Source organism: Sphingomonas oleivorans (genome assembly GCF_003050615.1).
GTDB classification, from domain to species: domain Bacteria; phylum Pseudomonadota; class Alphaproteobacteria; order Sphingomonadales; family Sphingomonadaceae; genus Sphingomonas_H; species Sphingomonas_H oleivorans.
In genome coordinates this window covers 192,300-213,710 of record NZ_NWBU01000005.1, presented here as the reverse complement: position 1 = coordinate 213,710, position 21,411 = coordinate 192,300, and the positions used below count along the sequence as shown (strand labels likewise).

19 protein-coding genes and 2 pseudogenes are annotated in these 21,411 nt (G+C 61.1%); 14 read left to right on the top strand and 7 right to left on the bottom strand.

Annotated elements, in window-relative coordinates:
* Positions 1–346 precede the first annotated feature (346 nt).
* Positions 347–811 carry a glycoside hydrolase family 68 protein gene (locus tag CLG96_RS18970; RefSeq protein ID WP_207796615.1) on the top strand — a complete coding sequence of 155 codons (465 nt, stop codon included), beginning with the start codon at positions 347–349 and terminating at the stop codon, positions 809–811.
* Positions 808–1,965 carry a glycoside hydrolase family 68 protein gene (locus CLG96_RS06450; protein WP_207796614.1) on the top strand — a complete coding sequence of 386 codons (1,158 nt, stop codon included), beginning with the start codon at positions 808–810 and terminating at the stop codon, positions 1,963–1,965. Before CLG96_RS18970 ends, CLG96_RS06450 begins: the two co-directional genes overlap by 4 nt.
* Positions 1,966–2,205: 240 nt before the next feature.
* Here the strand turns inward: CLG96_RS06450 and CLG96_RS06445 are convergent, their stop codons facing one another.
* Entirely contained in the window at positions 2,206–3,915 is a 1,710-nt protein-coding gene (locus CLG96_RS06445) for a glycoside hydrolase family 32 protein (protein WP_107967049.1), read from the bottom strand.
* 375 nt (positions 3,916–4,290) lie between these two features.
* Between CLG96_RS06445 and CLG96_RS19150 the strand changes: the two are divergent.
* Positions 4,291–4,503 (top strand): annotated as a pseudogene (locus CLG96_RS19150) (transposase); the annotation flags it as partial.
* 213 nt (positions 4,504–4,716) lie between these two features.
* Here the strand turns inward: CLG96_RS19150 and CLG96_RS06435 are convergent.
* Entirely contained in the window at positions 4,717–5,058 is a 342-nt protein-coding gene (locus tag CLG96_RS06435) for a hypothetical protein (RefSeq protein ID WP_133175369.1), read from the bottom strand.
* A 715-nt stretch (positions 5,059–5,773) separates the two neighbouring features.
* Positions 5,774–6,229, bottom strand: a pseudogene (locus CLG96_RS06430) (NeuD/PglB/VioB family sugar acetyltransferase); the annotation flags it as partial.
* A gap of 136 nt (positions 6,230–6,365) precedes the next feature.
* On the opposite strand from CLG96_RS06430, the gene CLG96_RS06425 reads away from it, so the two are divergent.
* The 3 genes from CLG96_RS06425 to CLG96_RS06415 all read left to right on the top strand — a co-directional run bounded on the left by CLG96_RS06425 (position 6,366) and on the right by CLG96_RS06415 (position 8,316).
* Positions 6,366–6,821 carry a MerR family transcriptional regulator gene (locus tag CLG96_RS06425; protein WP_107967045.1) on the top strand — a complete coding sequence of 152 codons (456 nt, stop codon included), beginning with the start codon at positions 6,366–6,368 and terminating at the stop codon, positions 6,819–6,821.
* 12 nt (positions 6,822–6,833) lie between these two features.
* Positions 6,834–7,697: a protein-L-isoaspartate O-methyltransferase family protein gene (locus CLG96_RS06420; protein WP_107967044.1), complete on the top strand. Its 864-nt coding sequence runs from the start codon at positions 6,834–6,836 to the stop codon at positions 7,695–7,697.
* A gap of 160 nt (positions 7,698–7,857) precedes the next feature.
* The gene (locus tag CLG96_RS06415; RefSeq protein ID WP_107967043.1) at positions 7,858–8,316 is read left to right on the top strand and encodes an AAC(3)-I family aminoglycoside N-acetyltransferase; all 459 of its coding nucleotides are present in this window, start codon (positions 7,858–7,860) and stop codon (positions 8,314–8,316) included.
* A gap of 119 nt (positions 8,317–8,435) precedes the next feature.
* Here CLG96_RS06415 and CLG96_RS06410 read toward each other — a convergent pair whose 3' ends face one another.
* Positions 8,436–8,750, bottom strand: a complete 315-nt coding sequence (locus tag CLG96_RS06410) for a hypothetical protein (protein WP_107967042.1) — start codon at positions 8,748–8,750, stop codon at positions 8,436–8,438.
* A 178-nt stretch (positions 8,751–8,928) separates the two neighbouring features.
* On the opposite strand from CLG96_RS06410, the gene CLG96_RS06405 reads away from it, so the two are divergent.
* On the top strand, positions 8,929–9,174 hold the full coding sequence (locus CLG96_RS06405; RefSeq protein WP_133175367.1) for a hypothetical protein: 246 nt from the start codon (positions 8,929–8,931) through the stop codon (positions 9,172–9,174).
* 62 nt (positions 9,175–9,236) lie between these two features.
* Here CLG96_RS06405 and CLG96_RS06400 read toward each other — a convergent pair whose 3' ends face one another.
* Positions 9,237–10,142 (bottom strand): LysR substrate-binding domain-containing protein, encoded by a 906-nt coding sequence (locus CLG96_RS06400; RefSeq protein WP_107967040.1) that lies wholly within the window; start codon positions 10,140–10,142, stop codon positions 9,237–9,239.
* A gap of 138 nt (positions 10,143–10,280) precedes the next feature.
* Between CLG96_RS06400 and CLG96_RS06395 the strand changes: the two genes are divergently transcribed.
* Together CLG96_RS06395 and CLG96_RS18965 are read left to right on the top strand one after the other, a co-directional pair.
* Positions 10,281–10,988 carry a glutathione S-transferase family protein gene (locus CLG96_RS06395; protein ID WP_107967039.1) on the top strand — a complete coding sequence of 236 codons (708 nt, stop codon included), beginning with the start codon at positions 10,281–10,283 and terminating at the stop codon, positions 10,986–10,988.
* Between the two features lie 338 nt (positions 10,989–11,326).
* The gene (locus tag CLG96_RS18965) at positions 11,327–11,740 is read left to right on the top strand and encodes a hypothetical protein (protein ID WP_207796613.1); all 414 of its coding nucleotides are present in this window, start codon (positions 11,327–11,329) and stop codon (positions 11,738–11,740) included.
* 242 nt (positions 11,741–11,982) lie between these two features.
* Here the strand turns inward: CLG96_RS18965 and CLG96_RS06385 are convergent, their stop codons facing one another.
* Positions 11,983–12,477, bottom strand: coding sequence for a MarR family winged helix-turn-helix transcriptional regulator (locus CLG96_RS06385; RefSeq protein WP_243395656.1), 495 nt, complete (start codon positions 12,475–12,477; stop codon positions 11,983–11,985).
* 166 nt (positions 12,478–12,643) lie between these two features.
* On the opposite strand from CLG96_RS06385, the gene CLG96_RS06380 reads away from it, so the two are divergent.
* The 4 genes from CLG96_RS06380 (at position 12,644) to CLG96_RS06365 (ending at position 15,007) form a co-directional block, all read left to right on the top strand.
* Positions 12,644–13,051, top strand: coding sequence for a DoxX family protein (locus CLG96_RS06380; protein WP_207796612.1), 408 nt, complete (start codon positions 12,644–12,646; stop codon positions 13,049–13,051).
* A gap of 38 nt (positions 13,052–13,089) precedes the next feature.
* Positions 13,090–13,308: a DUF4287 domain-containing protein gene (locus tag CLG96_RS06375; RefSeq protein ID WP_107967036.1), complete on the top strand. Its 219-nt coding sequence runs from the start codon at positions 13,090–13,092 to the stop codon at positions 13,306–13,308.
* A gap of 191 nt (positions 13,309–13,499) precedes the next feature.
* A complete protein-coding gene (locus CLG96_RS06370) occupies positions 13,500–13,859 on the top strand; it encodes a hypothetical protein (RefSeq protein WP_107967035.1) in 360 nt (119 codons plus the stop codon).
* Positions 13,859–15,007 carry a glutathionylspermidine synthase family protein gene (locus CLG96_RS06365; protein ID WP_107967034.1) on the top strand — a complete coding sequence of 383 codons (1,149 nt, stop codon included), beginning with the start codon at positions 13,859–13,861 and terminating at the stop codon, positions 15,005–15,007. Before CLG96_RS06370 ends, CLG96_RS06365 begins: the two co-directional genes overlap by 1 nt.
* A 115-nt stretch (positions 15,008–15,122) precedes the next feature.
* Here the strand turns inward: CLG96_RS06365 and CLG96_RS06360 are convergent, their stop codons facing one another.
* The gene (locus tag CLG96_RS06360; protein ID WP_243395655.1) at positions 15,123–18,020 is read right to left on the bottom strand and encodes a TonB-dependent receptor plug domain-containing protein; all 2,898 of its coding nucleotides are present in this window, start codon (positions 18,018–18,020) and stop codon (positions 15,123–15,125) included.
* Between the two features lie 436 nt (positions 18,021–18,456).
* On the opposite strand from CLG96_RS06360, the gene CLG96_RS06355 reads away from it, so the two are divergent.
* Positions 18,457–21,255 (top strand): TonB-dependent receptor, encoded by a 2,799-nt coding sequence (locus CLG96_RS06355; RefSeq protein ID WP_107967032.1) that lies wholly within the window; start codon positions 18,457–18,459, stop codon positions 21,253–21,255.
* The last annotated feature ends 156 nt before the right edge of the window (positions 21,256–21,411 follow it).

Here is a 21,411-nt window from a genome sequence, read left to right as displayed (position 1 = left end):
TTTAAACTATGCGTGTAAATCGATCGATTTCGGCGATCAGAAAAACTGCATGGATCCAAATATGGTGGAATGAAGAAGTTAGCATGTGCAAATAAGAAGTTCGCACATGCAAATAAACATTCGGCACACGCGAACAATTCCATCAACTGCGCGCGCTTTGCGGAAATTTACGGAACACTATCCCTCATTCTGTCGGGGGTAAGAGGCATTATATTTACGTTTGAGCGATTTCCAGTCAGCCGGAATCGGCTGATGGTTCGGAAATAGGGGCGAAATAAAAATCTGGAGCGGCTGATCCGATGCAATCGGAGCGGAAACCGCTCGAGATCTTATCAGGAGACAAAAGATGATGTATCGCCGCTCTCCACCAACCCGATCCGCTCAATCCCATCTATTGGCCAGCGGAGCTTCCATCGCACTTCTCGCCATCGTCGCGACACCCGCCCAGGCGGAAGTCCCGGCACCGACGCCGCATTCCCAGCAGGCCTTCGATCCGGCCGCCAACTTCACCGCCCGATGGACGCGGGCCGATGCCCGCCAGATCGAGGCCATATCCCGGCCGACCCCGGTGGGAGGGAATTCGCTGCCGCCGGAACTCACCATGCCGAACATCCCTGCGGATTTCCCTGAGACCAATCCCGATGTCTGGGTCTGGGATACTTGGCCGCTCGCCGACATGCAGGCGGAGCAGCTCAGATTCCAGGGCTGGGAAGTGGTTTTCGCGCTGACCGCCGACCGCCACGCCGGCTATTCGTTCGATGACCGGCATGTGAATGCGNCGCCGGCTATTCGTTCGATGACCGGCATGTGAATGCGCGCCTCGGCTTCTTCTACCGCAAGGCCGGCATTCCTGCGTCGCAGCGGCCCGCCAACGGCGGATGGATCTATGGCGGCCATCTGTTCCCGGACGGCGCGAGCGCCAAGATCTTCAGGCCCGACATGCCGAGGACGCAAAATGCCGAATGGTCCGGCTCGACCCGGATGACCAGGGGCAATAATGTCAGCGTCTATTACTCAGCGCTGGCGTTCAACAAGTCATCCCCGACCGGCCCGGACATCACGCCGCCGGTTGCGATCATCGCGCGTTCGGACGGCCATATCCACGCGGACGCCAACCGGGTGTGGTTCACCGGCTTCGACAAGCATCTGAACCTCCTGGAGCCCGACGGCGTCTGGTATCAGACTGGCCAGCAAAATATTTTCTACAACTTCCGCGACCCCTATGTGTTCGTCGATCCGGCGCGTCCGCGTGAGACGTACATGGTGTTCGAGGGCAATACCGCCGGCCCGCGCGGGGCGCCCACATGTACGGCCGAAGATCTCGGCTATGCCCCCGGCGATCCGTCCGGGGAGAGCGTGGCTGCGGTGAATGCTTCAGGCGCGGTATTTCAGAAGGCGAATGTCGGCCTCGCGATCGCGACCAACCCTCAGCTCACCGAATGGAAGTTCCTCCCGCCGATCCTGTCCGCGAACTGCGTGAACGATCAGACCGAGCGGCCACAAATCTATCTGGCCAACGGCAAGTACTATCTGTTCACGATCACCCATCGTCATACCTATGCGACCGGCGTTGACGGGCCGGACGGGGTGCTGGGCTTCGTCGGCAACGGCATTCGCAGCGACTTCCTGCCGATGAACCATGGAAGCGGCCTGGTGCTCGGCAACCCGACCGACCTCACCCAGCCGGTCGGCGCGCCCTTTGCGCTGCACCCGAACCAGAATCCGCGGACATTCCAGTCCTATTCGCATTATGTGATGCCGGGCGGCCTGGTCACCTCCTTCATCGACGCGATCGGCCCGCGGCGCGGCGGATCGGAGGCGCCGACCGTGAAGATCAATATCGGCCTCACGGAGACTGCGGTCGACCGGACCTATGGCACCAACGGCCTGGGCGGCTATGGCGATATCCCATCCACCCAGGTGGCCCTCGGCCCGGCCAGCCCTCGGCCGAGGCGTGGACAATAGAGGAGGCAGGACGCCATAAGCTGGCCTGATTTTTACAGGGTGAGCGGCATAGCCCTACGCCACCCGTCTCGATCCGGGTGCGGCCTCGTGGCCGCACCCGTCAGGCTCTTGGCGGGCCTATAGAGCATCGCGCGCAAAAGTGGGAACCGGTTTTGCGCAAAAAGCGATGCGATAACAAAGAACTAGAGCGCGCGTCCTGCGTCATATTTAACGCAGCGCGCTCTAGGCTTGTCGGCCCGGTCAGCTCCCGCGCACGGGTGGGGCGGGCGCGAGCCGGGTGACGCTCATCGAGCGAATGACGGCGCGCCCGTCGAACGCCTCGGCGGTGATGCCGTTCGCGTCATTCGCGCCGTACACGATCGCGCTCAGCGCATGCTCGTCGCCGTTCACGAACATTTCGATCGAGGTGCGGTCGACGACGATGTCGAGATCGATGATGCCGTCATGCGGCCGGACGCGGATCGTGCGTCCATGGCGGTACACCTCGGTCAATTGGCTGGCGATCGCATCATGGTCGCGGACGATGAAGGCCGTCTCGGTGGCGAAGTCATAGCCGACGGTCGCGAAATGCGTGCCGTCCGTCTTGAGCTTCAGCCGCACCTCCCGGGCCGGATTGGACGGGTCCTGCGCGATCGAGGCGCGCAGCCGGTAGGCGGGGCTTGTCGGCTGCGGCACCGACCAGGTCTCGCCCTGGCCGATCAGATATTGGTCGATGCGCGTCTGTTCGCCCTCGAGCGCGCCGATCGCGTCGACCGGGCGCGACGTGAGCGTGAGCCGGCCATCGATATCCCTCAGATGCACCTCGCGCACGAGCGAGAGATGGTTGCCGCCCCATTCGCCGGCGGGGAGCAGGCGGGCATAGTCCCAATTGTTCGTCCAGCCGATGGCATAGCGGGTGCGGAGTTGCTCTTCGGCGGTCTGCCGCGGGTCGGTCCAGCTGATGGCGGCGTAGAAGTCCGACCCGTTGTCGAGCCACTGGGGTTCGGCCCGATCGGGGTGGAAGTTCGTTCCGTCCCAGCTGCCGGTCCAATAGGCATAGCCGGAATTCATGCCATAGTTGAACCCGTTCGCACCGGTCGCGAGCACCCAGGTCGTGCGTGAGGGATCGCCGTCGACCGCCATGCGGAACAGCTCCGGACACTCCATGATGCCGAGGTCGTTGCGCACGAACCCCGACAAATAGCTCCATTGCTTCAGGTTGGTCGAGGTATAGAAGGCGACCTTGTGCGGTTCGGAGATGAGCATCAGCCAGCGCGAATGCTCCGCGTCCCAGCTGATCTTCGGATCGCGAAAGTCTTCGCCTGCCACCGGGGGATATTGGACGGGGTTGCCCGCATATTGCTCGAACGTGTAGCCGCCGTCGGTGGAGTAGAAGAGCGACTGGGTCTGCACGCCATTCAGCTGCTGCGTCGCGACGACGATGATCGCCCCGGCGCCGAATCCGGCGGTGTTGTTCACGTCGATGACGGCGCTGCCGGACTGGATGTCGCCGTCGCCGCGCGTATATTTGTGGATCGCCACGCCCTCATCGACCCAGTGGACCAGGTCGGTCGAGGTGACATGGAACCATTCGGTGCCGTTCCCGGTCGGGTAATCCTCATTATAGAGATAATAGAGATGCCAGCGGCCATTGAGGAAAAAGGGCCGCTGCGGATCGTTCATCCAGCCGTACGCCGACGTCAGATGCACCTCGGGGCGCAGCTCGCCGAGCCCCGCGGTGCTCACCTGTGAAGCGGCGCTATCATTCTCCTCGGCAGCGAGGAAAACGGGCTGCGGGTCGCTCGTCGAGTCGCTCGTCGACGTCTGCTGCACCGGTTCGCCGGGCGCCGGGCTCGGCTGCAACTCTGCAACGGTTGCGAGCGCGGCGAGGCCAAGCAGGGCTGCGACGGTTGCCACGGCGATGCGCAGCGATCGTCGGGGCGCGGTGCGTCGGAAACGCTTGCTGGTCATGGGAATAGCCTTTTCAGTCCTTCTGTCGTCGCGACGGGTGCGCGTCCTGCCGGACGGCGGGTCGGGTGGGGACAGGAAAGCCTCTGAAGCCGCCCCGCATCGCGCCATGCACCAAAAATCCTAAGTGATGGTGAACGTGGGATCGGACCTGCTTCGCATTATGTCGTGGGGATGCCCGGATGCGGATCATAGGAAAGATTCGGTCCGGCCGGGGATCTGAAATCTGCTCCCGGCTTTGGGGCTAGGGTGTTTCTGAGCGAGACTTTGCGGCGGAGCGTTGAACATTACCGCATTGCTTGGGAGTGCTGCGAGAAAGAGCTGTCCTGGATTCTGTTGGTAAGGCGAGACAGCCATCGCTGGACCGAAGACGGCTTTAAGCGGCTCATTGCCGACCGGGGCTATGATGCCAACCGCATCCGGACTGCCTTGCGCGAACAAGGCACGATTCCTGTGATCCCCGGCCCTGTGATCCCCGGAAGGCGAAACCGAAAGCGTCCAATCCCGTATGATGCGCGCCGCTACAAGGATCGTTGGCGCGTCGAGGCCCTGTTCTGCTGCCTCAAGGACTTCCGTCGCATCGCCATCCGATAGGACAAGCGCGCCGGAAACTATTTGTCAGCCGTCATGCTCGCCGCCGCCGTCGCCTTCCGGCTCCGAACGAGTCTGGACCCTGAATTGTAGGCGCTCGCAATCGTAGCGGCTCCTGCTCGCAATCGGAGCCGGCCTTCTCGCCAGCAGTGAAGCACCGGCGTCTCGCGCTTCAGCGTCATGGTATCGGACAAGTCGTTCATTGCGACGGATCTATGAAACGGTCGTCGAGCAGCCCTGTTTTTCTTTGCCCGCGACGGCTTCATCGCGCTTGCCTTGCGCCCATTCCTTGTCCGAGGCGCTGGCGTTGGGATCATTGATAATGCTGTCAGCGACCCCGATAATCTTGTCGTAGTTTGAACAGATCGCGACGTGGAGCTGAATGCGCATCCAAAGACGTTCCCAGAACCCCTTTTTTGCCGCGATTACCTGCGTAAAGACCTTCTCGAACTCCCTGACGTCTCCCGTTGCAGCCGCATCGCGGAGCATCAGAAGTCCCTCTTTCTCAGAAATCTCGTCGCCACTTTGCTCTTTATCTGTAGATGCTGCAGACATATACTCCTCCTTATGAAATGAGAAGTCGCCTGTTCCAAGCCGATCAGGACATTGCGATAAAATATTGCCTGAGTCTTTCCGTGCAAATTTTGCACTTGAATCTATTGCGCGGACCGTAAGATCATTACGCTTACTTCACAATAAGACTCGGAAGTCGGGTCATTATATAGCATATTCTTCTATTAGGGGCCAATCCAATCAGCCTCTTGAGCCTTCTATCGCGCACGGATTCAAGGGGATCCGGTTTGGATGGGAGGCCCTGGAATTGGCGAGATCGTTGTTCCGGTTGTTGGATGGGGCGTGGGCGAAGCCTGCCAAGAAGGTTCCGCGTGCGAAGCAGGTGGAAGGCAGGCGGAGGGGGCGATCGAGCCGCATTTGCCGAAAAACCAGCCAGGTGCGCGGCGCCGTCGCGTCGGGCCCCATGCCGAAGCGCAGCTGGGTGCTGCCGATCCGCAGGACCGGCTCGGATCATGGCCGGTCCAGGCGCCTGGTGGCTGCAGGGCCGTGCCACCATATCAGCCGGATCGAAGCCATCTCCCCCGGGCTGCGGCACCCGCGCCATGAAGGGCAGACGACATGACCGGAGGCCGGTTCGCACCCCTATTTCAGCTCAGCTCTTGAGCGTCCGCTGAAGGGGGGTGGGCCGTCCGCTCTCGATCGGGAAGGGGGAGAAGCGGACATTGTCTCCCAGCTTTACTGCGGGAGGTGGACGATGCTATCGCTTCATTGTTGAAATGATCTGGCGCGCGGGATTGCCCACGACAGTGCGACCCGCATCGACATTCGCTATGACAACCGCCCCGGCACCAATCACCGCATCGTGCCCGATGTGCAAACCCTGCAAGATCGCTGCATTGAGGCCGATGAATGTTCCTTCTTCAACGTGAACAGCTCCAGCCAGCCGGGCTCCCGGACAGATATTTACGTAATCGCCGACCGTGCAATCATGATCGACGCTCGCAGCATGGTTGACGATGCTGGACCGCCCAATTCGTGCTGAAGGTCCGATGACGGCTCCCGCCAGCACCACAGTACCGTCTCCAATTGACGCGGAGGGAGACACGCTTGCCGCGGGATGTATTATCGCGTGCAGACGTCCTCCTTTCCGGCCGATCGCGTTGGTTATGAATCTCCGGCCGTCGTTCGAGCCGCATGCGGCAACGAATAACGCCTCGTGGTCGGGCGTCTGAGCTCATCGAGTGTCGCGGACGGTGGATACCGGTCCGTCCGCTTCGGAGGCGGAATCTCAGAAAGCGGATCTGTAATTAACAGTTGATAATCTGACAGTAAGTGTCATTATTTTAAATATGGCTGGTCTAGGGATTTACACTGCGGAGGCATTGGCTTTCAGGGCCGGCATTCCGCTCAGGACGGTCCGCTTTTATGTTCAGGAAAAGCTGATCGATCCGCCACTTGGCCGTGGGAGGGGAGCACATTTCACGGAGCACCATCTCCACCAACTCCAGCAGGCCCGAACCCTACAAAATTCAGGCTTCTCGCTGGAGGATATTCGGGCGAGGCGGGATGATTTCATGCTCGGGCTTCAAGCTACCTCGGCTTGGGACAAATTGCTCCATCGGAAAAGCATTCATGCTCCTAGCGAGGCAGGGACGGAAGAAGATGAACTTGATCCATCCAAGTGCATCCGTATCCCTATGGCCGATGGAGTTGAACTCCTGGTGTCGGACGACACTCCGCTTCCCAGCCCGAAGCAGCTCGTGGACATTGCGTTCCAGATCAGAAAGATTTTCTACTGGAAGTAAGCGGAGGATATTATGTTCAGTTCTGACGAATTGACGGTTATTCGCCGTGCTTACGCGAAGCAGATTCTGTTTCAAGGGCGGTCAGTAAATCCCGAACTTGAGGCCGCTTTTGCGAAAGTCGAGAGAGAGCGATTCCTTGGCCCCGGACCTTGGCCGATCTTCAACTGGCCGCGCGGCTATCAGCCAACCCCAGACGGCGACCCAGCCTGGCTCTGCGCCGATGTGCTCGTTGGCATCGAGCCAGATCGCGGATTGAACAATGGCCAGCCATCGTCGCACGCGGCCTGGATCTCGGCAGTTCGGCCGATGCCGGGAGAGCATCTCGTGCATGTTGGCGCAGGCGTTGGCTATTATTCGGCGGTCATGTCCGAAATGGTGGGCCCCTCGGGTAAAGTGACCGCCATCGAATATGACCCCGGCCTTGCCAGACGCGCGGCGCTGAATCTTTCGGGCCTTCCAAACGTGCACGTCATTGAAGGTGACGGATCAGTCACGCCGTTTGATGCAGCGGACGTCGTGTATGTGAACGCAGGCGTGTCACATCCGGCCGATTTGTGGTTGGACAATCTGAGAGATGGCGGCCGACTCTTATTGCCGCTGACGACCAATTCAAATTTTAGCAAACCAAAGCTCACGCAGCTTTCCGGCGCTGTTTTTCTCGTCCAGCGCGAAGGCGAGGAATTCCAGGCGACCTTCATAAGCCAGATCGCGGTTTATCCCTGCGAGGGGATGCGAGACGAGGTTTCCGAAAAAGCCCTGGTTGATGCATTCCAAAGGCCCGGAATCCAGAATGTCAGAAAGCTGCGTCGCACCGAAGAGGTGGAGGATGGCAATTGCTGGATGAAGGCTCCGGGATGGAGCCTAACATTTTCCTGAAATGGCTCGGCGATGGCGGGACGCTGTGAATGCAGTGCCTGCTTCAGAGCGTTCTTCCCTATCGCATGTTGGTCGGTAAAGTGCACCATCGCGAACGCCCCCGAAGCAGACATCGAATTTGGCGTGGTGCTCCGGAAGTGAACAGCTTACCCTCTGTCAAATGTACTCTTCATCCGTAATCTTTCGCCGCCTCGCCCCAACCGATGTCCCTCTACTTCGTAAGCTGAACGCATTGTTCGGCGATGCATTCGATGACCGTGAGACATATGGTGGCGAGCCGCCGACCGACGCCTATCTGGAAGATCTGCTCACGAAAGAGCATGTCATCGTCGTTGCGGCATTGACAGGCGATGAGGTCCTGGGCGGCCTCGTTGCCTATGAACTCGATAAGTTCGAGAAGATGCGGCGCGAGATTTATATTTATGACCTTGCTGTCGGAGTAGCGCATCGGCGACAGCACATCGCGACCGCCCTGATCGAGCATCTGCGCAAGATTGCCGTGGAGCGCGGTGCATGGGTTATCTTTGTTCAGGCGGACAAGGGCGACGCTCCAGCCATCGCACTCTACGAAAAGCTTGGGATCCGTGAGGAAGTGCTGCATTTCGACATCGAGGGGTGAGCTTGGGCCTCGTCAGGTCCGCTCTCTACCCAAGCCGGCAACTCCTGATTGGGGTGTCACCCCAGATCGTGGACCCAAAAATGGGATGTCGCGGAACGACCGAGGCCGGCTATTCGAGATCAGCCCAAACCCGCCGCGATCGATCCGATTAACAACACCAAGCCTTCGAGGAGCAGCCAGATAGCGGCGAGGACCCCGTAAACTACCGCCATCCCGGACTTCATGGTCACGGCTGCGACCGCCGCTGCGACCGTAAGTGCCACGGAGGAGAAAAGGGTCGCGCTCAAACCGGCGCCCCATACGACGCCGAGAAGCAAATAAGTCAGAATGAATGCAATAGAACCTGCGATTGTTCCAGCCACGAGCCTACGGACTGGTGTCGGTTCATTGGCGAGCGCGGCAACTTTGCGGAATCTCGTCAATCGGCGGCTCATGGCTCAACCTTATGGCTCCCAGCACGTCCGAGGCAATGTCCGCTTGGCATCGAGGGCGTGTGGAAAGCTGCTTTTGGCCGTTGGGTAATTGGTCGTCAGGAGCCTGGCCGATCAGGCCTGCATCGCAGCGATCAGCCCGGTCGTGCCGAGCAAGCGATGGGCGGGGACAATACTGACGATGGTCGAGACAACCTCTAGCGGGATGACGATAAAGCAAGACCTGATAGTTTTTGCGATGACAGCATCCCTGTTTGCCGCTGGTTGTATCGCCATGCTCACGGCCGATGACGCGCTGTCTCCTTATCCGATTGTGACCTATGGTTTCATAGCCATGTGGGGCGTGAGCGCGCTGGGCTGGCCTCTTTTTCTCATCCGAGCGGTGAGAAAGACAATCCGAATAGCTTTTCGCAAGCAACGATCTTGAAACTCACTCCGCGCAGCCAACCAATGCCGGACGGCTATGCATCCGATTAAACGCTGAATGCTCTAGCCACCCCGGGGAATATCGGCGGAGAGCGCTTCGGTGAGGAATGTCAGGGCAGCGCGCACCGAAGGAAGCTGGCCACGGCGATGCGGCACCAGGATGGTCGTGTTTGCCGATCCGGCCGTCCAGCCGGGAAGCAGGCCGATCAATTCTCCTCGCGCAATATAGGACCGGCAGAAGCCTGCCGGGAGGCAGGCGATGCCGAGGCCGTCGGCGGCCGCCTTCAGCAATAGGAGCGACTCGTCGGCGGACATGACCGGGCGCGGCGTCACTTCCACCTCGTCGCCCTCTTCGCCGCGAAGCCGCCAGCTTCGCGCGGACGGGCTCGTCAGCAGCGCGTCATGGCGCGCAAGCTCCTCCGGCCGGCGCGGAATGCCCTTCGCGCCCAGATAGGCCGGCGCCGCGACCAGCACCATGGGATCGGCGGGCATCTGCCGTTGCACGAGGCTTGAATCGGGAAGCGGCCCGAAATGATTGCGAACGGCGATGTCGAAGCTTTCCTGCACCAGGTCCACGAAGCGGTCGGTCGCGTGAAGCTGAACATGCAGCCCGGGATAGGTGCGCACGAATGCCGGCAGCCGGTCCGCCAGATAGAATTGCGCAACGGGTACGGACGCGGTGATCCTGACTGTCCCGCTGGGTTCGGCAAGCCGGCTGCGGACGATGCTTTCCGCCGTTTCCGCTTCGATCAGCGCCGCGCGCGCATGCTCGTAAAAGTCGCGGCCCGCATCCGACAGCGTAAAGCTGCGCGACGTTCGCTGCGCCAGCCGCACGCCGAGATCGGCCTCCAATTCGCCGACCCGCTTGCTGATGGTCGATTTGGGCAGGCCGAGCCGCCGCGCCGCCGCGGCGAAGCCGCCGCTTTCGACCGCCTGCACGAAGAGATGGAGATCGTTGAGATTGAGCATAAGAAAAGCCGATCGATCCGAAGTCCACCTATGTGGACGATAAGTCCAGATCCCGCCGTCTACACCGCCAAAGTCCATGGGGATACAGGGATCGAACCCGGAGGCGCCCCGCCTTCGCCAATCGGAACGGAGACGATCATGGACCCCATTCTCTTTTACGGCATACCCGAAGGCTGCTCCTTCGGATCGATCGTCGCGCTCGAATGGCTCGGCCGGCCATACAGGCTGTGCCGCATCCAGATGCCCGAAACGGTCTCGGGCGATGCATATCGCCGGATCAACCTTGTCGGGGAGACCCCGTCGCTGATGACCGCATCCGGCGCGATCATCAGCGAAAGCATCGCCATTCTTGCGCATATCGGCGCGCAGGCGAAAGGCACGGACCTGGCGTTCGAGCCGGGGACGGCGCAGTTCGACCGCCAGAACCAGATGCTGGCATTCCTGAACAGCAGCTTCTTCCACGCCTTCGTGCCGCTCTGGCATGTCGTCGAACATGGCAGCGAGGGGGCCGAAAAGGAGGTGCTCACCGCCATCGCAAAAACGAAGGTGGAGAAGGCGCATCGCAATCTCGAGGCGATGCTGGGAGGCCGCGACTGGCTTGCCGGCGATCGCCGCAGCCTGGCCGATGCCTATTTCATCGGGATCGCGCGCTGGGCCGATTTCCACAAGGTGATCGACCGGCGCGACTATCCCGGCCTCAACAGCCTGTATGAAAAGCTCGAAAGCGATCCGGCGGTGCGCTTCGCTCATGCCATCGAGCGCGAGGCGCCCGCCCAAAGCCGCGGCGGCTTTGCCGGCTATGTGCATCTGGACGAGGCGCTGCATCTGCTGAAACAGCCCGCCTGAGCCCGCGCGGATAGCTATGGAGGCTTCGTTCATCGGCCAAAGGCGTTTCGCGCCGGCCGTCGATGAACGGGGCAACCGCCGCTGGCGCAGCCGCGATGACGATCCCGACGCATGTGCTATCACCGGGCCCATTACCGGCGCGTCTTCAGGGCTTTTGATCGTCCAACCCCGAAATGACTGGAACTGCCGGATTTCCGGACGGTTGGCTGCGCGAGGCCGCAGCCCGAGCCGCGTTCGAAGCTGCGCCGACGATGTCCCGTCCAGTTCGTCGCCCCGGCCGTTCGTCGGTCATGCGGTCTCGATCGAAAATGACTCCAGCTCATGACAGGAGAGATTAGATGGCCAGCACGCAGGCCGGTTCCGAGACCGGCATCCGCAACGAGACCTATGATATCGTCTCGGTCCTTTATCATGCGCTCCAGGGCGCGGAGACTTGTCAGACCTACTGCCGGGACGCCAGCGAGGATCAGGAGCTTCGACGCTTTTTCGAGGAAGCGCGCGATCAGCAGCAGCAGCTCGCCGAGCGCGCGAAGCAGATGCTGCAGGGCCGGCTCGGCGGCGAGGCGGGCGAAGGCGGTTCGAGCGCGTTCAAGTTCGGCCAGGGCAGGGCTGAGCAGGGCGGGGCGGAGCAGGGCAGGGCGGAGCAGGGCAGGGCGGAGCAGGGCGGTTCCAGCTCCGGCGGCATGCAGGAAGGCACTATGCAGCAGAGCGGGGCGAGCGGAGACGAAACGGTCACCGACACGCCAAGATAAGGCAGGCGCCGGGCATCGCGCGCACTGATCCGGTGCGACAAGGGGGGGCGGCGAATGTCGTCGAAGGGGCGGCGGACGTCTCCGCCGCGGCCGGGCGGGGGCGCCGCTCTCCCGAACCCCGGACTCTGTAATGGGCCGAACCTATCGGAGCGAGCAGGGCGCGGGATGTCGGGCGGGCGGCCGGCGGTCGGGCGATCTGACCGTCCTGCGCCCGAAGCTGGCATGTTGAGGCCGGAAAGCCGTCAATCGCTCTCGCCGAGCGCGCGGGCCAGCTTTGCGAGCAAGGTCGCGAGCTGATCGCGCTCCTTGTCGGTGAGCGCTTCCAGCAGTTCGGCCTCGACCATCATATCCTCGCGGAAGGCGGCTTCGGCACGCTCGCGTCCGGCATCGGTCAATTGCACGAGCAAGCTGCGCGCATCGGCGCCGCTGCGCGCGCGCTTGACCAGACCTGCCTTCTCCAGCCGGGAAAGCCGGTCGGTGAGGCCGCCCGACGAAATCATGAGCGACCTGAACAGCTCGGTCGGACGCAGCTGATAGGGCGGGCCGGAGCGCAGCAATGTCGACAGGACGTCAAACTCGCCGCTGTCCAGCCCATGGCGGGCAAAAACGCTCTCGATCGGCGGGCGCACGCGAAGCGTGATCCAGCGTGCGCGGCCGAGAATGGCCATGCCGCGCGTGTCCACATCGGGCAGTTCCTTCGACCATTGCACGCGGCGCAGCTCGACATGATCGTGCAATTTTTGTGACCCTTTCGGATTATCTTGACATAAAGACATTCGGATTTTACCTTGACGTCAAGATAGTCGGCCCGGCGCCCGGCGCAAGCATCGGAAAAGGGACGGCATGGAGCTGAAGCGCCTGTCGAAGGGGCGCCGGGACGCTTGATCGGGAAAGGATGCCAGCGTGCAAAAGGAACGGGCGATGCTCTGGAGCGGACGCATCATGAGCGGCTTGTTCGCCGCCTTTCTTCTCATCGCCTCGGCCGCGCCCAAGCTGGTGAACGCGCGGGTGGCGACCGAGCCGCTGGCGGCACTTGGCTGGCCGCCGGCTTATGCGCCCATGATCGGCATGGTCGAGCTGGCATGCGTGATCCTCTATCTCATCCCGCGCACCAGCATTTTCGGCGCCACGCTGACGATGGGCTTGCTTGGCGGCGCGATGGCAACGCAGATCAGGGTCGGAAATCCGCTGTTCAGCCATATTCTCTTCAGCATCTATCTTGGGCTGTTCATGTGGGGCGGCCTCTGGCTGCGCGATCCGCAGGTCCGGGCGATCTTCCCCTGGCGGCGCAGCATGCCCGAAGCCGCGTGAATCCGCGCTCGCCCATTCCGGCAAGGAGCTGATCTACAATGTCCTTCCAGGCCTATCTCGACAATATCCAGGCCAAGACCGGCAAGACGCCCGAGCAATTCATCGCGCTGGCGAAAGAGAAGGGCTTTGCCGAGGATGGTGCCCTGAAGCCCGGCGTCAAGGCGGGCAATATCATCGCGTGGCTGAAATCCGATTTCGATCTGGGGCACGGCCATGCCATGGCCATCGTGGCGCTGCTCAAGGGAAAATCTTCCTGATCCATAGCGCTCGTCGGCTAAGCGGGCCCCGTTGCGGACGTTTCGCAACTGCGCCGCTCCCATTGAACGGCCTCTCACGCTGTTGCGGGCCGGCTGTCTCGCGCCCCTAAATAGCTGCAAAGTCGGTCCATTGGCGCTCGCATTTCCGCGCATCCGTCCGTAACGACGGAAGTCTGTCCGGAGGGGGGAATATGCAGGGCAAGTTCGATCGGCGGGTGTTGCCGATCACGACGGCGGTCGCGGCCGCGCTGCTGGCGTCGGGATGCGGATCGCGGGGCGAGGATCGGGCCAGTTCGGACGTGGCCGTCTGCCGCGACCGCAGCGGCAGGCGCGTGGACGATGCGGATTGCGCGGGCGGGGGATCGGGGGGCGGCTCCGCCGGTGCGCGAGGCTGGTATTATCTCGCGCGCGGCAGCCGCGTGCCGGCGATCGGCGAGGCGCTGGGCGGCGGATCGGATCGTCCGCGCGCGGGCGTCCATTATGCGCGCGCATCGGCGGCGACCGTCACGCGCGGCGGTTTCGGCATGAGCGCACACGGGAGCGGCGGATAATGCGCCGGATCGCATGCACGCCGCGCCCGGACTGGCGTGAGCGGGTCGAGGCGCTCGGCCTTGTCTGGCACAGCGCCGCCGGCCGTCCCTATTGGGACGAAAGCGCCTGCTACAGCTTTTCGGCTGCCGAGATCGGCCTGATCGAGGAGGCGACGGCCGAATTGTACCGCCTGTTCGTCGAGGCGGGGCAATATGTGCTCGACCGCGATCTTCTCGGCAGCTTCGCCATTCCCGCTTTCTGCCATGAAGCGATCCGTGAGGCGTGGGACGCCGAGCCCCCCGCGCTCAATTTCGGGCGGTTCGATCTCGGCTATGACGGTGCCGGCCCGCCCAAGCTGTTCGAATTCAACTGCGATACGCCGACCAGCCTGCTCGAGGCCGCGATCATCCAGTGGGACTGGAAGGAGGCGCTGTTTCCCGGACGGGACCAGTTCAACAGCCTGCATGAGAGGCTGGTGGCGAAATGGCGGGACATCGCCCCGCCGCCGGGCAGCAGCCGGCTCCACCTCGCCCATGTCGCCGACGCCGCCGACGATGCGGGCGAGGAGGTGATGACCGTCGCCTATATGGCGGACATGGCGCGCGAGGCCGGCATCGCGGTCCAGCCGATCCTGATGGCGGATATCGGCTGGGACAGCGGCGGGCGGCGCTTCGTCGACCTCGATCTCATGCCCATCGATGCGATATTCCATCTCTATCCCTGGGAATGGCTGGTCAACGAGCCGTTCGGGCGCGAACTGATTGAAAGCCTTTCGACCACGCTCTGGATCGAGCCGATCTGGAAGATGATCTGGAGCAACAAGGCGATCCTGCCGATCCTGTGGGAATTGTTTCCGGGTCATCCCAATCTGCTCGAGGCGAGCCGGCAGCCGCTTGCCGGGGACCATGCGCGCAAGCCACTGCTCGCGCGGGAAGGCGCCAATGTCACCCTCATCCGCGACGCCGGCACATTCGCCCGCACCGGCGGCGATTATGGCGCGGAGGGCTTCGTCTATCAGCGGCTGTTCGACCTTCCCGGCGCGGGAAACAGGCGGCCGGTGCTGGGGAGCTGGATCGTCGATGGCGAGCCGGCGGGCCTCGGCATTCGCGAGGACGGCCCCATCACCGGCGACACCGCACGGTTCGTGCCGCATATCATCGGTGATTGATGCAAAGCAGCCGGCGTTATCATTGACCATGGCGGACGCAGTCGTAAGGCAGGTGCAGTAAATCCCGTCGCAAACGAAAAGGGGGACGGAAACCGGCCCCCTTCTCTTGACGTCGTCACATCGTGATGCGGGCGCCTACATAGAGATAACGACCTATCGCACCGATCGGATAGTTGACCGAGCCCACATCGGGCTTCTGATCAAATAGATTGTTGGCGCCCATATAGAGTCGGAAGTGATCTTGGACGTCATAAGCGACATAGAGATCGTGCTGCCACTTTTCCTTGTACCAGAAATAGCGCGGATCACTCAGATCGGGATTGGCCTCCAATTCTTCAGTCGTGTAACGACGCGTCTTGCTGAACCAGGTGATGCCGTAATTTACGGTCAAGTCCTTATATTGCCAGGTCACGTCGCCGGTGAAATTCCACTTCGGAAAATAGGACTCCTTCCTGTCGACGTCGATTTCTCCGCCAGGCGTAGGGATGAACTCCAGGCGATCAAGATAGCCACCTGCGAATCCCAGGTTGAACTGCCCAAGATCGGATGGCGCAAACTTATAATTCAGCTTGAAGTCGGCGCCCGCGGTCCGGAAATTGGCGACATTCTGCGGCTGAACAAAATAGCTGGAAATATAGCCTGTTCCCTGCGCCCGCGTGATATTTTCGCAGAAAACATTGTCCAGCGTCGGTTGATCGACACAGAGCTCGGCAAGCTCTTCGGAGGTCGGCGTATTGATCGCATTCTTCAGCTTGATGTCGTACCAATCGAAGGAAGCAACCAGGCGGGGAGTGAAAGAGGGGCGCAGAACCACACCGGCTGTCCACGTCCTTGCCGTTTCTTCCCTCAGGTTGCGATTGCCGCCAGAGAATCCCGGAAGGCTGACGGTCGCCTCCGGATCATTTTCCGGATTGAAAGCGGAAATCTGCGCAGGGGTCAGGCCCGCAGCCTGGAGCGTAGCCTGGCAGTTGGCAGCGCGATATTGGGTGCCTTCGCCTATATAGACCGGGTCGCAAGGGTCGCTGATGAAGGAGAAGCCACCGTTGCGTGGCGCAAACAGCTCGGTGATATTCGGGGCACGTACCGCTTCCGACCAAGTGCCACGCAGCGTGATGTCGGGAACGGGAGCGTAGGAACCCTCCACCTTCCAGCTTGTCGTCTTCCCAACCGTGGAATAGTCCGACAGGCGGATTGCCGCTCCCAGAGTCAGGTTGTAGGCAAAGGGAACGTCTTTCAGCAGTGGCACCGAAAGCTCGCCAAAGACCTCCTTCACGTCGAAGCTGCCGCGCTCGGGAAGCTGAAGGGAAAAGTCGGCCAGCGCCCCCTGTTGAAGCAGTTCGTCTGGCGTGAACTTGCTCTTTTCTTTCCGATACTCGGCGCCGAGCGCAAACTTCACGGGCCCACCCGGCAGCTCGAAGAACTGACCAAAGTCGCCGGATATCGAGCCTGAAACGACATGTTGCTGAATCTTTGCTTGATTCATGAGGTTGGCATTGACCCAGTCCAGCGCTGCTTGATCGCGCACGCCATTCCCCAGCAGGTTGAGGGGGCGGCAACCGCTGTTCGCCCCCGGCGTGAAGGTGCTCGCCGGTGCGTCATAGTTGTTGGGGTCGATATTCTCGCCCGGAAACAGATTGGAACGACACACGACATTGCCGGTGGCGGGGTCGATGACGGCATCGACTGCCGCATAATAACGGTCCGCGATGCGATAGTCGGTCAGCTTGATCTTCGATTTGGTCTGCCCGAAGGTGTAGGAGACTTCATATCGCGCATGATCGGATATCTGGCCTTCAAATCCGGTGACGGTACGAAAGGTTTCCCGATCATTTTCTTCGCCGCGAACTCCCAGGTCGAAATTGTCGCGGGAAATAAGCGCACCATCGACGGTCGCCGCCGTGCCGAAACGATCCTGCAGATAGGGGTTCTCGGGTGTCAGATATGTAAAGAAATCAAAGGATGGCTGCGCAAGCGTAAACGTCTTGTTCTTTACATATTTCGCTTCAAGGAAGAAGGAGGCTGCATCGCTGAAATCATAATGCGACAGAAAGTTGACATTATGGACGCGGTTATAGGCCTGGAGATCGCCCTGATAGCCTGCCAGCGGCGTGCTGTCGCCGCCCTGCGTCAGCCCGCCCGAGGATCGCAGCAGCGTGCCGCGATCATAGACCTTGCCGGAACCGGTGAAGTCCGGGATGCCATCAAGGTCAAGATCGACAGCCCCGTCAATTGAACTATCCGCATAGCGAAGATTGTTGAAAGGAATGCGATCAGGGACATTCGGGTCGTCGGGGAAATCGGCTGGATTGCGAACGATTCTAAAAGTCCGCAGCGGATCGCCGGTTCGCGGACGATCGAAGCTGCTGAGGCGATCCTGCTGACGAAACTCATAGGAAAGCGCCACATTGCCCCGGCCTTGAGCAAAATTGTGCCCATAGGTTATCGTGCCGAAACGCTGACCGGCATCGCCCCTGCTCGAAATGCCGACCTGCCCCCGGGCGGTAAGGCCGTCGAAATTCCGTTTCAGGCGGAAGTTGACGACACCGGATACGCCATCCGCGCCATAGACTGCCGATGCGCCGCCCGTAAGCACGTCGACAGCCTCGATCAGATCCGTCGGAATGGTGTTGATATCAACGGCCGCCGAACCGGAAAGGCTCGCCACATGGCGACGGCCGTTCACCAGCACCAGCGTACGGTCCTCGCCAAGGCCGCGCAGATCCAGCAGGCTTACGCCGACTGCACCAAAATCGCTCTGCGAGCCAGATGTCCGATAGTTGCTGAGGGAATTCAGCAAGGCGGGATTTTGCGCCAATGTGTCGATTACGGATACATTGCCGGATTGCTCCAGCGTCTCGGAGGTCACGGTGACCAATGGATTGGCAAGATCATAGTCGCTGCGCTCGATGCGACTTCCGGTCACGACGATCTCGCTCTCATCCGCTGTGGCAGGGCTGGATCTGTCCTGCGCGAAGGCCGAAGAAGCCCAAAGGGATGTCAGCGCACTGGCCATGAGCAATGACTGCGCAAATCGGGCGTGACGATGTAGCATGAGTTCCCCCTCGATTTTATTTGCGGAGACCAGGGAGGTCCTGGGGAAAAGGCAATCGAATAGCTAGTTAAAGTCAATCGCTTATGGCATGAATCGAAGCCAGACCGGTCAAATTCATTCCGAAACCGTCACTCAAATGCAACAGGCGCCCGCACTGTCATTCGCTATCTCGCTATAGCGATTTCGGCCGAGCTTGAATGGCTCCGGCGCGAACCTCCGCACCGATCATGCTTCCCCGCAGGGCTCAATTCCATGATCCGCGGCGCGCTGCCGCCAATTCCTGCGATGACGGCAATCTTTTTGCACTGGTTTTGCTGCAATTGTTGGTTGCCGGCAAAAGGCGTATCCAATCTCCAAGCGCCATCCAGACAAGGCGCGTTTCAGGAGAGGTTTGACCATGAAAATGCCCGTCAAGCTTGCCATATTTGCTGCCGGCTGCTCGTTCGGCACGCTCGCCACCGCGCAGACCGCAGCCCCGCCGACAGCGCCCCGGGAAGGCGCGACGCCGCAGGATGAGCGAGCCGCATCGCGCGCCGATCAAGCCGCCCCGGCAAGCGATCCGGCAAGCGACGAGCCTCAGCCCGACGAGATCATCGTCACCGGCGTTCGCGCCAGTCTTCAGCGCGCGGCCGAATTGAAGCGGAATGCGGGCGTCGTGTCGGATTCGATCAGTGCCGAGGATATCGGCAAGTTTCCCGACGCGAACATCGCCGACGCGCTCCAGCGCGTGACGGGCGTCCAGATCGCACGCAATACGGGAGGCGAGGGGCGCTTCGTGGCGATCCGCGGCCTTGGCAGCCAGTTCAATCTCACCACCTTCAACGGACGCGTGATCACGACCGACGGCGCCGGCCGGGACTTCAGCTATGATATACTCCCGGCCGAAGTGCTGGCGAGCGCGACGGTCTACAAATCGCCCTCGGCATCGCTGACGGATGGCAGCATCGGCGGCCTGGTCGAGCTGACGACGATCAATCCGCTGGCACGGCCCGGCTTCCATTTTTCGGGCAATGTCGGTGGCTTATATGATGAATCGACCGACAAGCTGACGCCGCGCTTCGGCGGCGCGGTCAGCAACAGCTTCGCCGACAACAGTCTGGGCGTCTTTGCGGGCGTCTATTATTATAAGCGGCAATGGCGTTCGGACACGTTCGAAAGCTTCGCGCGCAGCACGGAGGTGCTGCAGGCCGACGGCTCGGGCTGCCGCACGCCGACCGAATTTTGCGGGCCGGGGATCGGCCGCGCGGCATTTCCGGGCATCATGTCCTATCAGGTCAAGAACGGCCCGCGCAAACGCTGGAGCCTGGTCGGCGGCGTCGAATGGCAGCCGGCCGACAGTTTCCGCACAAAGATCGACGCTTTCTATTCCTATTATGACACGCCCGAACAGGCGGCGAACTATATCGTCAATTTTTTCGCGAACGAGGCATGGGCGCGTTACGAGAATGCCACTTATGAAGACTGGCCTGGGCCGGGGCAGAATAAATATTTCCTCACAAAATTCGATGTGACCAATATCCCGGTCGAATTCGGAACGGACGTCAAGTCGCGCAAGGTGAAGACCTATCAGTTCGGCTGGAACACGGCCTGGGATGCGTTCGACGACTTCACCGTCAAGCTCGACCTGGCCGTATCGCGGTCCAGCCGCCCGAACCGCGGGGAGGATTATTATACGGTCTCGGGGGTCACCGGCGGCAATTATAGTTTCGAAGCGACCGGACGCGCGCCGAACGTGACCTGCACGCTTCCCGATGGCCGTAGCTGCTACAGCATCACGAATGACGAGATTGCGCTCAATCTGATGGAGCAGAAGGGCGAGCTCGTTAAGGACGACGCCTTTTCGTCACGGCTCGATTTCAGCTATGCGCCCGGCAGCCTGGGCGATCTTGCCGTCTCGATCGATTATGGCGGCTTCTATTCCAGCCGCAAGAAGCGCAAGGAAATCTACGATTCCCCCAATGAAAACGCGCATGGCGGTTTCACCACCACGCTGGGCTCGGTCGGGGTCGTGGCCGTCATACCCTTCCCCAATGGCGACGGCTATCGTTCGGGAATCGTCGGCATCGACAATAAATGGCCCGCGATCGACGCATTGCGGATATTCGAAGCGGCGATCAGGGCCAATGGCCAGGCCTATTTCGATGCCAATACAAGGGCGACGCTGGTGCCGCGCGCATCGAGCATCGTGAAGGAAGATCAATATGGCGGCTATGTCCAGCTCAACCTGAAGAGCAACGCCATCGATGCCAATATCGGCGTCCGCTATGTCGAAACCAATGTCGATGTGACGGGCAGCGAACAGCAGCTTCTTTCGCTGACGCCCATCGGCAACAATAATTTCGAACCGGTATTTTCGCCTATCCAGCCCGTTACCGGCGGCAATGTCTATGGCAATTGGCTGCCGTCGGCGAACGTCACCTGGCGCATTCGCGACAATCTGCAGCTGCGCGCCGCGGCTTCCAAGGCGATCACGCGGCCGACGCTCTCGCAGCTCGGCCTCGACGTCAATTATGAGGTCAGGAGCAATCCGCCGCTCATCGGCCAGAATGGCGATCCCAAGCTTCGCGCGATCAAGTCCGACTCTCTCGATCTTTCGCTCGAATGGTATGGCGGCCAGGGCTCCTCGGCCTCGCTCGCCGGCTTCTATAAAAGCATCGACGGCTTCGTCGCCGCGGGCATCTTCAACACGATGATCGCCGGCTTTCCGGGAACGGTGATCCGTCCGATCAACGGCGACACGGCCGAGCTGATCGGGGCCGAGGTCGCGATGCAGCATGTCTTGCCGAGCGGCTTCGGCGCGACCGCAAATTATACATTCGCCGATACCAGATCGAGGCTGACCCTGCTCGACGGCACTGAGGTCGAACGCGATCTCGACGGCGTGTCGCGGCACACCTTCAACCTGTCCGGCTTCTATGAAAAGGGGGCGATCAGCGCCCGCTTGTCCTATGCCTATCGCGGGAAGTTCGTGGACTGCGCGATTTGCGGTCCGGTCAACACGACGACCACCACCGCAGCGACGGGATTTGTCGATTTCAGCGCAAGCTACAAGATCAACCGCTTCATTTCGATCTATCTCGATCTCTCCAATCTGACCGAGGAGGATTTCCACCGCTACGCAAGCGATAAGCGGTTTGCGGTGTTCTACGAACGCTACGCACGCCGCGCCGAATTCGGCGTTCGCGGATCCTTTTGACGCCTCCTCTTCCCTGTGGACGCGCGCATTGGCCATGCGCTTGGCTGGTCTGACAACGTCCCTGCGCGTAGCGCGACGGGAAGGGCAAGCATGACCAATGTGACATATTTGCAACGCGCGCCGTGGCTCTGTCGCACGATGATCATTCGCCGTTGT

Coding starts and splice junctions, on each gene's coding strand:
- CLG96_RS06445 (WP_107967049.1), bottom strand. CDS start 3,915: ATGACCAGCAAGCGTTTCCGACGCACCGCGCCCCGACGATCGCTGCGC.
- CLG96_RS06435 (WP_133175369.1), bottom strand. CDS start 5,058: ATGTCTGCAGCATCTACAGATAAAGAGCAAAGTGGCGACGAGATTTCT.
- CLG96_RS06425 (WP_107967045.1), top strand. CDS start 6,366: ATGGCTGGTCTAGGGATTTACACTGCGGAGGCATTGGCTTTCAGGGCC.
- CLG96_RS06420 (WP_107967044.1), top strand. CDS start 6,834: ATGTTCAGTTCTGACGAATTGACGGTTATTCGCCGTGCTTACGCGAAG.
- CLG96_RS06415 (WP_107967043.1), top strand. CDS start 7,858: ATGTACTCTTCATCCGTAATCTTTCGCCGCCTCGCCCCAACCGATGTC.
- CLG96_RS06410 (WP_107967042.1), bottom strand. CDS start 8,750: ATGAGCCGCCGATTGACGAGATTCCGCAAAGTTGCCGCGCTCGCCAAT.
- CLG96_RS06405 (WP_133175367.1), top strand. CDS start 8,929: ATGGTCGAGACAACCTCTAGCGGGATGACGATAAAGCAAGACCTGATA.
- CLG96_RS06400 (WP_107967040.1), bottom strand. CDS start 10,142: ATGCTCAATCTCAACGATCTCCATCTCTTCGTGCAGGCGGTCGAAAGC.
- CLG96_RS06395 (WP_107967039.1), top strand. CDS start 10,281: ATGGACCCCATTCTCTTTTACGGCATACCCGAAGGCTGCTCCTTCGGA.
- CLG96_RS18965 (WP_207796613.1), top strand. CDS start 11,327: ATGGCCAGCACGCAGGCCGGTTCCGAGACCGGCATCCGCAACGAGACC.
- CLG96_RS06375 (WP_107967036.1), top strand. CDS start 13,090: ATGTCCTTCCAGGCCTATCTCGACAATATCCAGGCCAAGACCGGCAAG.
- CLG96_RS06370 (WP_107967035.1), top strand. CDS start 13,500: ATGCAGGGCAAGTTCGATCGGCGGGTGTTGCCGATCACGACGGCGGTC.
- CLG96_RS06365 (WP_107967034.1), top strand. CDS start 13,859: ATGCGCCGGATCGCATGCACGCCGCGCCCGGACTGGCGTGAGCGGGTC.
- CLG96_RS06360 (WP_243395655.1), bottom strand. CDS start 18,020: ATGGCCAGTGCGCTGACATCCCTTTGGGCTTCTTCGGCCTTCGCGCAG.
- CLG96_RS06355 (WP_107967032.1), top strand. CDS start 18,457: ATGAAAATGCCCGTCAAGCTTGCCATATTTGCTGCCGGCTGCTCGTTC.